The sequence below is a fragment of the Pseudoalteromonas sp. 1181_04 genome (assembly GCF_052850545.1).
Genome location: NZ_VXCS01000006.1, coordinates 80989 through 93206, shown reverse-complemented (window position 1 = coordinate 93206; position 12218 = coordinate 80989). Strand labels below are relative to the sequence as shown.

At 41.4% G+C, this 12218-nt stretch carries 13 protein-coding genes and 2 tRNA genes; 5 read left to right on the top strand and 10 right to left on the bottom strand.

Annotation, left to right across the window (positions count from 1 at the left end; translation table 11 throughout):
* Positions 1–104 precede the first annotated feature (104 nt).
* Positions 105–1586, top strand: a complete 1482-nt coding sequence (locus tag FW757_RS06430) for an FMN-binding glutamate synthase family protein (protein WP_182717495.1) — start codon at positions 105–107, stop codon at positions 1584–1586.
* Between the two features lie 89 nt (positions 1587–1675).
* Here FW757_RS06430 and mtnK read toward each other — a convergent pair whose 3' ends face one another.
* Positions 1676–2893, bottom strand: coding sequence for an S-methyl-5-thioribose kinase (gene mtnK / locus FW757_RS06425; protein ID WP_182783448.1), 1218 nt, complete (start codon positions 2891–2893; stop codon positions 1676–1678).
* Positions 2894–3025: 132 nt separating this feature from the next.
* Between mtnK and mtnA the strand changes: the two genes are divergently transcribed.
* The gene (mtnA, locus tag FW757_RS06420) at positions 3026–4051 is read left to right on the top strand and encodes an S-methyl-5-thioribose-1-phosphate isomerase (protein ID WP_182783446.1); all 1026 of its coding nucleotides are present in this window, start codon (positions 3026–3028) and stop codon (positions 4049–4051) included.
* Here the strand turns inward: mtnA and FW757_RS06415 are convergent.
* From FW757_RS06415 to FW757_RS06400, 4 genes are all read right to left on the bottom strand, one after another.
* On the bottom strand, positions 4048–4320 hold the full coding sequence (locus tag FW757_RS06415) for a gamma-glutamylcyclotransferase family protein (RefSeq protein WP_446440998.1): 273 nt from the start codon (positions 4318–4320) through the stop codon (positions 4048–4050). The two genes, mtnA and FW757_RS06415, sit on opposite strands and share 4 nt — an antisense overlap.
* 71 nt (positions 4321–4391) lie before the next feature.
* Positions 4392–4934: a 1,2-dihydroxy-3-keto-5-methylthiopentene dioxygenase gene (locus tag FW757_RS06410; protein WP_145240039.1), complete on the bottom strand. Its 543-nt coding sequence runs from the start codon at positions 4932–4934 to the stop codon at positions 4392–4394.
* Positions 4931–5617 (bottom strand): acireductone synthase, encoded by a 687-nt coding sequence (gene mtnC, locus FW757_RS06405; protein WP_145240037.1) that lies wholly within the window; start codon positions 5615–5617, stop codon positions 4931–4933. Before mtnC ends, FW757_RS06410 begins: the two co-directional genes overlap by 4 nt.
* On the bottom strand, positions 5614–6231 hold the full coding sequence (locus tag FW757_RS06400; RefSeq protein ID WP_149982209.1) for a methylthioribulose 1-phosphate dehydratase: 618 nt from the start codon (positions 6229–6231) through the stop codon (positions 5614–5616). Before FW757_RS06400 ends, mtnC begins: the two co-directional genes overlap by 4 nt.
* Positions 6232–6321: 90 nt before the next feature.
* On the opposite strand from FW757_RS06400, the gene FW757_RS06395 reads away from it, so the two are divergent.
* Both FW757_RS06395 and FW757_RS06390 read left to right on the top strand, forming a co-directional pair.
* Positions 6322–7464, top strand: coding sequence for a methionine aminotransferase (locus FW757_RS06395; RefSeq protein ID WP_145240033.1), 1143 nt, complete (start codon positions 6322–6324; stop codon positions 7462–7464).
* Positions 7452–8240 (top strand): amidohydrolase, encoded by a 789-nt coding sequence (locus FW757_RS06390; RefSeq protein WP_182717490.1) that lies wholly within the window; start codon positions 7452–7454, stop codon positions 8238–8240. The genes FW757_RS06395 and FW757_RS06390 overlap by 13 nt, the downstream gene beginning before the upstream one ends.
* A 238-nt stretch (positions 8241–8478) precedes the next feature.
* Here the strand turns inward: FW757_RS06390 and FW757_RS06385 are convergent, their stop codons facing one another.
* The 4 genes from FW757_RS06385 to FW757_RS06370 form a co-directional block, all read right to left on the bottom strand.
* Positions 8479–8955: a hypothetical protein gene (locus tag FW757_RS06385; RefSeq protein WP_182717489.1), complete on the bottom strand. Its 477-nt coding sequence runs from the start codon at positions 8953–8955 to the stop codon at positions 8479–8481.
* Positions 8956–9408: 453 nt separating this feature from the next.
* Positions 9409–9501: transfer RNA gene (locus FW757_RS06380), tRNA-Ser, on the bottom strand.
* 51 nt (positions 9502–9552) lie between these two features.
* Positions 9553–9643, bottom strand: a tRNA-Ser gene (locus FW757_RS06375).
* A 211-nt stretch (positions 9644–9854) separates the two neighbouring features.
* Positions 9855–9995 carry a hypothetical protein gene (locus FW757_RS06370; RefSeq protein WP_169019719.1) on the bottom strand — a complete coding sequence of 47 codons (141 nt, stop codon included), beginning with the start codon at positions 9993–9995 and terminating at the stop codon, positions 9855–9857.
* Between the two features lie 323 nt (positions 9996–10318).
* On the opposite strand from FW757_RS06370, the gene FW757_RS06365 reads away from it, so the two are divergent.
* Entirely contained in the window at positions 10319–11173 is an 855-nt protein-coding gene (locus FW757_RS06365; RefSeq protein WP_220493363.1) for a diacylglycerol/lipid kinase family protein, read from the top strand.
* A 77-nt stretch (positions 11174–11250) separates the two neighbouring features.
* Here FW757_RS06365 and FW757_RS06360 read toward each other — a convergent pair whose 3' ends face one another.
* The gene (locus FW757_RS06360) at positions 11251–12186 is read right to left on the bottom strand and encodes a DMT family transporter (RefSeq protein WP_145240025.1); all 936 of its coding nucleotides are present in this window, start codon (positions 12184–12186) and stop codon (positions 11251–11253) included.
* Positions 12187–12218 lie beyond the last annotated feature (32 nt).

The following is a 12218-nucleotide window of genomic DNA, read 5'->3' as shown; positions in this document are numbered from 1 at the left end:
TGCTCTCTACTGTAATAAGATTTTTACTAATATATTCGCTACTTAGCTTAAGTTTTTAGTATAAGTATTAGTGAAATGACAAAACAACCAGCAAGGGGCGCTGCATGAGTAATTTAATAGTTTTTAGCATTGATGTGTTTGCCAGCTTATTTATAGTGGTATTTGGGTGTTTAGTTTTAGTTGTTATTTATTTTTATATCAGTGATGTCACTCAATCTAAACAAGCGATTAGACGTAATTATCCGGTAATAGGTCGGTTTAGATACTTTTTTGAGCGCCAAGGTGAGTTTTTTCGTCAATACTTTTTCGCTATGGATCGCGAAGAAATGCCATTTAATCGCGCCGATCGTAGTTGGGTTTATAAAGCGGCTAAAAATGTTGATCGTACCACCGCCTTTGGCTCAACTCAGAGCCTAGAAGTTACCGGGACCGTGATGTTTATGAACTGCGCGTTTCCTACCTTGGACGAAGAAGCGCTTGAACCTAGTGCAGTTACGTTAGGGCCGCATTGTCCAAATCCTTATATTACTAAATCGCTATTCAATATTTCAGGTATGAGTTTTGGTGCGTTATCAAAACCTGCTGTACGTGCGTTATCGCAAGGTGCCAAACTCGCTGGTTGTTGGATGAACACTGGTGAAGGTGGTTTAAGCCCTTATCACTTAGAAGGAGGTGCCGACATTGTGTTTCAAATTGGCACAGCTAAATATGGTGTGCGCGATGAACAAGGTAAATTAAGTCATGAGAAGCTCAAGCAAATAGCTGCGCATGAACAAGTAAAAATGTTTGAAATTAAAATGAGCCAAGGTGCGAAGCCTGGTAAAGGCGGTATGTTGCCAGGCAAAAAAGTGACTGCTGAAATTGCGGCTATTCGTGGTATCCCAGAAGGTCACGATTCAATTAGCCCAAATGGTCATCCTGAAGTTAAAAACCCTGCAGATTTACTTGATATGATTGCCTCGGTGCGCGAAACGACTGGCAAGCCAACCGGCTTTAAAGCGGTTATTGGCGCTTATGCATGGCTGGAAACCTTGTTTGCTGAGATCAATCATCGTGGTATTGAATCTGCGCCCGATTTTATTACCATCGATAGTGCTGATGGCGGTACCGGTGCTGCACCACAACCGCTGATGGATTCGGTGGGTTTACCACTGAAAGAAAGTTTACCTTTGGTTGTTAATATGCTCGAAAAGCATGGCCTGCGAGAGCGAATTAAAGTTATTGCGTCAGGCAAACTGATTGTGCCGTCTAAGGTTGCATGGGCGCTCGCGCTGGGCGCAGACTTTGTTGTATCGGCACGTGGTCATATGTTTGCTTTGGGTTGTATTCAAGCGCTGCAATGTAATAAAGACACTTGCCCAACAGGGATAACCACACACAACGAGCGGTTGCAACGTGGCTTAGATGTCGCCGATAAAGCGCAGCGCGTAGCAAACTACAATAAGTACATTCATTATGGTGCGGGTTTAATTGCTCACTCATGCGGGGTATTTAGTGCCCGTGAACTTGGCCGCCAGCATGTGCGCGTTGTGCAAGAAAACGGCCTGTCAGAGCCGCTTGATAAAATGTATGAAAATTATCAGTAATTTAAAAGATTAGGTAATAGAAGCTAGGTCCCGCCCAAATAGGTTGATAAAAGGCACTAAATAAAGTGCCTTTTGCTATTTTTATAAATTTAATTTAGTTGGCTTATCAATAAAGAGAAAAACTCTTCTTTGTTATTGCAAGTGTGGGCGTTGAGTACTAACTGCTCACCCAGCGCTAAAGTGTGGCGTTGTACGTCTAAACGCGCCTGCGCATCTTCAATGCCATCAATGTCAGCAACGTGTGCTAAGCCGATAGTGCGGCGTATTAGTTCTGTCCCACAGTAACCAATCGCGTCTTGTAATACTTGTTGCATAAAATACTCGCCATAACCAGCGGCTTTTAAATTGTTATCTGTGGTTTGCTCTGCAATAAATGTCAGCCACTGTTGTTCAAACAAAGAATAACTCTCTTGCAGGCAAGTCAGTAAATGGGTGTGATAGTTACGGCGTGTAACAAATTCACTAATACGAGCATTTTGCGCGCAGTAGTTTAATAATAAATTGCCGATAAATGAGCCGATATCAAAGCCAACTGGGCCAAAAAAGCCAAATTCAGGGTCGATCATCTTAGTGGTGTTTTGATCGACAAAAATACTGCCGCTATGCATATCACCATGTAATAGCGTCTGCGGGCATGATAAAAACTTAGCTTTTAGTTTTGCGATCGCTAAATGTAATGCGGTGTTATTTTGTAGTTTATTGACTGTACTTTGCAACTCGCTTGGATAGTTATTACGTTCATGTTCACGCAAGATATCGTTGAAAAACAAATCTTCAGTAATTTGGCACAATTCTGGATTGGTAAACTGACTGATTTTGGCTTTTTTATCTTGCGCGGTTAGGTAAAAGTCTGAGTTATAAAAACCGGTATGGCTTAAGTAGTGAGCTACATGTTGACCTAATAGCGGAAATTGCTCTGCGTTTATTTGTGCGCTACGCAAAATTTGTAAGTGACCAAGATCTTCTAAAATGGTCAGTGCTTGCTCTGGATTATGATGCAATACTTTTGCTGTGTAGTCAGGGCTTAATGCGCCGTGATTGAGTAAAACCTCAGCTTCAATGCGTGCTCGGTCAAGCGTTAATGGCCATGACTCACCCACACAGCGCGCATAAGGCAAGGCTTGCTTTAAAATAACGCTATTACTTTGCTCGTCGCTTATTCTAAAAACGAGATTTAAATTGCCATCTCCAAACTCATACGCCGATAACGTTTGGTCAGGATCAAACAAATCATATCCATCTTTAGTTACAAGATTTTTAATATAATCAATCGCATGCTGTGCATTAAAGGCAACGTATTCGGCCATCGGCGTACTCTCAGAAAATGATAAACGATAGCATTCTATACCTTCAACCGTTTAGATGTCTACACTTCTGTCTTGTGCGTTTTAAAAACTACTGTAAAATAACCTCAGCCTAACGATTATTCAGGATCAATCATGCAAGACCTCATAGCGAGCAGTTTAAAATATCAAAACAATACACTAAGCGTGTTAGACCAATACCTACTGCCGCATCAGCAGGTATGGCACGAATGTGATGATGTAGCCAGTATGAGGGATTTAATTCTAAGCTTAAAAATACGCGGCGCACCGCTGATTGGTTTAGGAGCAAGTTTGCTAGTTGCCCATTTGGCAGAGCAAGGCACAGCTAAAGTAGCATTAGCGCAGGCGATTGATGATTTAGAAGCCACTCGGCCAACTGCGGTTAATTTAATGCATTGTATGGCAAAGTTACGTATTGCATTACAACAAGATGATTATGTAACGGCAATTGTAAGCGCTGCTGTAACATTGTTTAATGAAGATATCGCCTTGTGTGAAAGCATGGCAAATCATGGTGCTGCATTGGTTAGCAGCGGCGATAATATTCTCACACATTGTAATACTGGTGCCTTAGCAACCGCAGGTATTGGTACTGCTCTTGGTGTTATTTATAAAGCGCAGCAACGTCATGGCGATATTCATGTATGGGTGGATGAAACGCGGCCATTATTGCAAGGCGGGCGTTTAACCGCGTTTGAACTTGAGCGCTGGCAAGTACCTTACACCTTAATTTGCGATAATATGGCAGCGAGTTTAATGGCTGATGGCAAGGTTGATAAAATTTTTGTCGGTGCAGATCGTATTGCTGCAAATGGTGACTTTGCTAATAAAGTAGGCACTTATAACTTAGCAGTACTGGCGCATTTTCATGACATCCCATTTTATGTAGTAGCGCCGCTAACAACCCTCGATGTAAACACAGCATGCGGTGCAGACATTGAAATAGAACAACGTAACAGCGCAGAAGTGCGCGGTGTAAGCGGAAGCTTTGGTGAAGCGCTATGGGCACCTACAAATGCTAACGTATATAATCCCGCATTTGATGTAACCCCCGCTAAGCTTATTACCGGCTGGGTACTCGATACTGGCGTTTATGACCAACAACAAGTTTTAGTTGGTGAATTAAAAAGGCTGGTTTAACAGCCTTTTGCCACATACACCCATGCATTAATGCCGCTGCTAAATGACTCTTCAATACGGATGTAGTCATTAACTTCGTAGCTATCCGCGTTAGCAAGTTCCTCTAAGGTGATAGTAAAAATAGTGCCAGTTACTGTATCTGTTGGCAGGCCTGTTTTAATTAATGCTGGATGAAAACGCTGGCCGCTGCTTTTGTACACGGCGGCGTCGGTGATCTCAATTTCGCCTACTACGTAACCTTGTAGTGTATCGGCTTGGCCTTCGAGCAAGCGGCCAAAGGTATCAAGCTGTACTTGCTCTAATTGCAGTGTGCCGTATAAACTCCATTATTAACAGATATTTAGTCCAATAAAGGAAACTGCTTAGCAATCTCAGATTCGGTGCTTTGTGCCACCCAGCCTTCGGTATTATTGAATAAACGGATCGCAGTAAATTCAGGATCGCTGCCCATATCAAACCAATGGGGAGTAAGCTCTGGTACTGAAATTAAATCACCCTGCTTGCAAAGTACTTGGTAAACCTTGTCGTTAATATGCAGGCAAAATAATCCTTGGCCTTTTACAAAAAAGCGTACTTCGTCTTCACTATGGGTGTGCTCAAATAAAAACTTAGCACGTAATTCTGCAGCGTTCGGATTGCCTTTTGCCAGCGAAATAACATCTACAGTTTGATAACCACCTTGTTGCTTTAAGCTTTCAATATCAGCGTTATAGGCGGAAATAATAGCTTCATGGCTAGTATCAGCAGTAATCATTTTTGTTGCTTGCCACTGCTCAAATCGTACATTTACTTTATTAAGCTCGGTGGCAATTTGTGCTGTATCTTGAGTGTTTAATAAAGCATTATTGCCGTTACAGTCAGCAAAAATAGTCAGTTGGCTCATGCTAAATGCTCCACAGTGAATTGGCTAAAATCGTTAATATAGTTATGCGCAGGCGAGCTTGCTTGACCATCACGGATCAGGTGCAAGGTTTTTAAACCTGCGGCTTTGGCGGCATCAAGCTCGGCTGCCACATCACTTAAAAATAACACTTCATTAGCGGCAAAAGGTAGTTGCTCAATAATATTGTGATATGAACGTTGCTCTTGTTTAGCGCCGACTTGAGTATCAAAATAATCAGTAAATAAGGAGCGAATATCACCAAAGTCAGAGTAGTTAAAAATTAAATGCTGTGCTTTTACTGACCCTGATGAATACACATACAACTGCTGGCCGGCTTGTTGCTGTGCAACTAAAAAGTGGTAGGCATCTGGGTATAAATGGCCGGTAAAATCGCCATTTTCATAGCCAGTTTGCCAAATCAAACCTTGTAACTGTTTTAATGGAGTGATTTTTTTATCGTCACGGATCCATTCAAGTAAAGTGTTAATTACGACATCAATACTGGCATCTGGCTGTTCAATAACCGCTTTTACGGCATAAATTTGTTCAGCTACAGCGCTTTGCTCTTGATGAGTTTTTACAAATTCGGGGAGCTGCTTTGCGGCATATGGAAATAGTACGTCTTTAACAAACGAAATACGGGTAATAGTGCCTTCAATATCGGTCAGCAGTGCTTTGATCATGATTCTAATCCTACTAATTTTAAGCGTTCTATCTCACATGCAAATAAAAACTCAAGGCCTTCTAATTGACGGCGTACTTCACCAATAGTGCGACCCACTACATACAAACCGTGGCCGCGAATAAGCACGCCGTGCTCAATAGGCGTGTGTAAGTGGTGATCGCTCACTAATAAACTCAAGCGATCAATATCTTGGTCGTTATCAAAGATTGGAATACTCAAGGTGTCTAAATGTGAAGTAATGCCGGTTAGTGACTTTTGCATTTCGTAGCCGTGTAAGTCTAGGCTGTGACCTTTAATAACCCGAGATAATACCGTCGCAGCAACCGAATGAGTGTGCAATACATAATTAGCAGCAGGAATAAGTTTATACATGCACAAATGCAATTCGGTTTCAGCTGAGGGTTTGGCGGCGCTAGCGCTACGATTACCGACATGATCCAGTTCAATAAAGGTATGCGACCCTAATTGACCTTTGTCAAAACCGCTGGCAGTAACCACAAAACCGGTGTTAGTTCGCGCTGAAAAATTACCACCCGTAGCTGGCACCCAACCACGTTGACTGATCCACTTTCCTGCTTCTATAAGTTCTGAAATAGCGGTATTGTTATGCATACATTCCTCATACTTCTTTAGACGGCTATACATCTGTTAACAGCAATGATAGCATCGCTTTGGGCGCAAAACCATCATTAAGGGTAACCAGTGTTTGAAAGTAAATTGCCAAATTTAGGCACCAGTATTTTTAGTCAAATGACTGCTTTAGCAAATCAATTCGAAGCGATTAATTTATCGCAGGGGTTTCCTGAGTTTGATGCGCCTGAGCTACTTAAAAAACAGCTTAATCATTATGTGCTTGAAGGAGTTAATCAATATTCACCTTCATCTGGTGTGCCGCGCCTGCAGCAACAAATTGCCCAGTTAGCAAAACGAAAATATGCAGCTGAAATAGATGCCGCGCAGCAAGTAACGGTAACCTCTGGCGCGACCGAGGCCTTGTTTGTTGCCATTCAGGCGCTGGTGCGCGAAGGTGATGAAGTCATTGTGTTTGACCCCGCTTATGATTCATACCAGCCAGCGATTGAATTGGCCGGTGGTAAGTCAGTCAATATTGCTCTGCATGCTCCGAGTTATGCAATTGACTGGCAAACGGTGGCTGCGGCTATCAATAGCAAAACGCGGGCTATTATAATCAACACTCCACATAACCCAAGTGGTAAAACGTTAAAACAGCACGATATTAATGCTCTAAAAGCCTTAGTAATTAAGCATGACTTATACCTGATAAGTGATGAAGTATACGAGCATATTACTTTTGATCAGCAACCGCATTTAAGTGTGCTGCGTGATAACGAATTGTTTGCTCGCAGCTTTGTTATCTCAAGCTTTGGCAAGACTTTTCATAGCACAGGCTGGAAAATGGGTTACTGCATCGCACCCGCTGCACTTGCGGTCGAGTTTCGTAAAATTCACCAATATGTGACTTTTTCAAGCTTTACGCCGGCACAACATGCATTAGCCGATATGTTAGAACAGCAAGGTGAGCATGTGGATGAGCTCAGTGAGTTTTATCAACAAAAGCGTGATGTACTTAGTAAAGCACTAAAAGATAGCCGCTTTACCATTTTACCAAGTGAAGGCACCTACTTTTTACTGCTTGATTACAGCGATGTATCGGATTTAAATGACGTAGAATTTTGCCAGTGGTTAGTAGAACAAGCAGGCGTTGCAGCCATTCCACTAAGCGTGTTTTATCAGCAACCAAGCAACGATAAAGTTATTCGCTTATGCTTTGCCAAAAATGACGCCACGCTATTACAAGCCGCGGAGATTTTATGTCAACTTTAACTATAGCACTGATACAAACATCGCTTAATTGGTTAGATAAAGACGCCAACTTGGCACACTTTGGCAATAAAATAGCTGATATAGATAAATCAGTAGAGCTTATTTTATTGCCAGAAACCTTTGCCACCGGCTTTGCTATTAACCTTGATTGCGCAGAGCCGGATCATCAGTTAAAGCAAGGCAAAGTGCTTGATTGGATGATCGCGTCGGCAAAATCAAGCAATGCGGTAATTGCAGGCTCGGTATTGGTAACGCAAGGAAATAAAAAAGCTAATCGCTTTTATTGGGCATGGCCCAATGGCGAAGTGAAGTATTACGACAAACGGCATTTATTTTGCTTGGGCAAAGAGGGCGATTTTGTAACCGCAGGGCAGCAACGTGAAGTGTTCACCCTTAATGACTTTAGAATTTTACCGCAAGTTTGTTACGACTTACGTTTTCCGGTCTTTCAGCGCAATCGCAATGACTACGATGTGATGGTTAATGTCGCCAACTGGCCTGCTGCAAGGCGCAAAGTATGGGACACCTTACTAATGGCGCGGGCGATGGAAAACCAGTGTTATGTGATTGGCGTTAATCGTATTGGTGATGATGCTAATGGCGTCGCGCACAATGGCGGCACGGCAGTGTATGACTTTAAAGGTGATACGTTAGCAGCCGCTACTGATAACAAAGCTGATGTTGTTATTATCACTTTGGACAAACAGCCGCTTGAGCTCTTTAAGCAAAGTTTCCCGGCGCATTTAGATGCCGATGGGTTTAGTTTGGGTTATTAAGATAAAGAGACTGTTTAGCCTCTTTACCCGTTTTACACAGAAGCACTGTAGGTGAGTTTGATCGCAGCGAAACCCGACAACATACAAAAAAAATAATCTACAGGCTTGTATCAATACAAGGCCGTTTATCTGCGATGAATTTTTACCTGCTCACCCAATCGTTACGAGAGAATACCTAGGCTAGGTTAAAGTATTGATTTAATAGGTAGCAACCTATTGCATTACTATGATGTAACAGTTAGTTATCCGGTTTTTTATCTGCATTGTGATTATATGGTTGGCACAATATCTGAATTTCGTGATGCCCATCATATAATTTAAATAACTCATTGCCCCCAGTTTTGTTAAAAAATTGAGATAGGGTTATTTTGTCCTGCTCATACTCCATTAGTAACCAAAAGCCGTAAAAACCTTTAAACCAAAAATAATAGAATATCGCTGCGAAAAAAAATACTAGATAGGCTGCTTTACCTACTTTCTTTTTATATTTTAAACAACTAAGGAACAACCAAATACAACTCAATATTGCTAAAATTAAGAATGCTGAAAAAGGAGTAATAACTACTTCAATGTTGTCCCAGCGAGAGCTTAGACAAGAAGCATATCGGTCTGAAACTATTGTGTAAATTAAAGTGATTTTGAAAAGGAAGTACAATAATACAGTTGTAAAAACTGCATATAAAATACCACTTTCTTTGTCCTCACTGTTATTCAACTTGTAGCCTTAGAAAATATTTTGGTGTTTTTAAAAAGAAAAGTCAGAACGATTTTTGAATTTGGTTTAAGAGCTGACTTATGTGTTCTATTTGATATTACATTACACAACTTAGCGGAAGGGATCTAGAGTTTAGTTTTCTGGCCGCACTGCGTGCGTTTAACTTTGTTCCAGACAAAGTTTGGTCGAACCCTAGTCGAGGGTTCTCACCCGCCTTCATTGGTGTAAAGGTTACGGACATAAAACAATAGGCTTTTCATTCTGAAATTTGTGTCAAACGTGGGGATGGGCTTGCTTACGTCCATGTAACCAATCGCTTCGCGACGCTTGCAGCGGCCTAAAATGTTCCTGACATTTTATCGAACCCTGGTCGAGGGTTCTCACCCGCCTTCTGCCATTTTTAACAACAAAAAAAGCCCCACAATAAATTGCGGGGCTTTTTTCGTTATTAAATGGCGGAGAAGGAGGGATTCGAACCCTCGATAGAGCTACAAACCCTATACTCCCTTAGCAGGGGAGCGCCTTCGGCCACTCGGCCACCTCTCCGGCGCATAAATTGTCATTTTGATAATCGAGTGAACCACCAAAACGTAATAATGGTGGAGAGATAGGGATTTGAACCCTAGAGGGGCTATAAACCCCTGCCGGTTTTCAAGACCGGTGCATTCGACCACTCTGCCATCTCTCCGTTGGGAAAGAATAATACGCAGGTGATTGGGGTGTGTAAATAGGAAAAAGATCGTTTGCTGTTTTTTTGTTCTAAAAAAGAGGTTTTTTTATAAAAAAGGAGTTTTTAGGGAGTTTAAAGAAGGGGTTGCAGCAAACGAGGGAGCTAAATAAGTAGTTTCATTTAGTGGTTGGGTGTTTGCTGCACCGCTAAAGTAATCATGGTTGGGTGATTACTTGTATTGAACTGCGCCGCCAAGAGCTAGCTTTTTGCCGAAACGGTTAAGTCTGGCAAGCATTTTTGCTTTGCGGTTGGTCGGTTTTACTGCAACATGGGTAGCTGCATTTTCGTTTAATGTATTTACTGGGTTCATTACTTTGCTCCGGGTTATGTCTGTTTTGACAACACGGCTATTCTGAGCTTTTTTTGCACAAAAATAAAACGATAAAAATTAGGGTGGTCGGATAGAAATAACTAATCCGAATTGTTTTTATTAAGGTATGATTCAGATAGTACGTACTGAGTATTATGCATGGTTATGAAATTTAAAGTCGCCTAAATCACTTGTTTAAAAGCAATATTACACTACCACTGATATTTTAATGCATTAGATAATAAATAAAGTGACTAATTATTCAGATTAATTTATTTTTTGAAAATGTCTATTTCCCTACTTTTGAATAGGCTGGTATCCAGATGCTAATAATTATTAAACCAAGTACGCAAAAAAAACATAAAAAAAATTGCACTTGGTTATTAGAGCAGTGTCAAAAACGTCAAATTAGTTACACTATTTTTTACACCACAGGACATTTTACCAATGATTGCCAAAAAATAACGGTTTTGGCTCAGTCACAAAAGCGCGTTGTTGTGCTCGGTGGTGATGGCAGCCTGCATTTGGCTGTAAACGCATTGATGGGATTGAGTTGCTCGTTGGCGTTATTGCCTCAGGGGACGGGTAATGATTTTGCACGCGGCTTTGGCTGTTCAAACTCAGCTTGGCGTAATGCTATTTTTAGTGAGCATCAAGTAAAAATCGATATTGGCCAAATAAATAGCCGTTACTTTATTAATATTGCGGGGGTTGGCTTTGATGCGCATGTAGTACAGGCATTGCAAACCAAGCCTGCATTATCCGCTTTAAGTTATAGTTTAGCTGGCTTTAAGTGTTTATTCGTTTATCAGCCTTCTCGCTTGGCTGGGAGTTTTGCAGGGCAGCAATGCGAATATGGTAATTTGATTACTGTATTTGCAAATCATCATTATTTTGGTGGGGGGTTGATGATAGCGCCAAAAGCACAATTGAATAGTGGCTATTTAGAGTGCTATCGCGTGCCTACGCGTGGTTTGTTAGGTAACCTCTACAGTTTTGTGCGCTTATTGCTACGTAAGCACCACGGTATGAAAGAGCTCAACTACCAGCGCTTAGAAATTGCTTATATAAATACGCCTGATTTACCAATCGAAGCAGATGGTGAGCTGGTAGGCGTTACCCCAGCGGTGGTGATTATTCATCCGCTCGCGTTGCGTTTTTGTATGCCGCAATGTTAAATGACGAGTAATATGTTAGTAATAAAAAAGCGCCTAACAAGTAGGCGCTTTTGGCGTTAGTTGCGTATATACGCATTCTAACTGGGGATGGAGCGTTTATTAGCAAATGATGCTTTATTAGACTCAATAAACGCTTTAATTCTTTTTGTTGGAGTCAGTACAATAGCATTACCAAGCAGTACTAAACTAAAGCCGATAAACGTATTGGCTTGCCAACTAAAACCTTCAAATAATGTACTTAAAGTCACTGCAACTAATGGAAATAACACAATCACATAGCTGGCACGTTCTGGGCCGATATTTTTTAGTAGTGCAAAGTAACATGCAAATGCAATAACCGTCCCAAACACCGATAAATAAACTAATGAATACCAGTAGCTTGCTGGGGCCGACAGGCTAAAATCGGCACCGCTGATGATTACATATACAAATAAACCAATAGCGCTGTATAACATGCCCCATGCATTGCCCTGCATGACGCCAATACGTTGTTGAGAGTTACGCACGCTGATCATATTCCCTAATGAAGCCACAAAGGTGCCAGCTAAGGCAAGTAGCAAACCGACCAACGCCCCATTACTCAAGTCGAACTGCTGTAATTGTGGCCAAAACAGACTGATGATGCCTAATACCCCTATCAATGCACCCGTATAAATACGTTTAGCGATGGGTTTACCAAAAAATAATCGGGTATTTACAATGTTCATTAATAACAACATTGAAAAGGCGATTGATGCCATGGCTGACGTTAAATAATGTTGTGCCCAGTAAAGTACTAAGTAATTAAGGCCAAAGTTACACAGTGCTAGTAATACGAAAAAGCCATGATCGCGACGACTATAATTCATCGGTAATTTTTTAATATTCACCCATACCCACATTAGAATTGCAGCCAAACTAAAGCGATAAAATAGTGAAACTTCAACGGCGATATCGCCAAGTTGAAATTCGATTGCGAGCCAGGTAGAGCCCCAAATTAAAACGGTTAGTGCATAAAGCACGATACTTTTCATGGCCTTGGTCCATTATGTCGATTAAGTGTTTA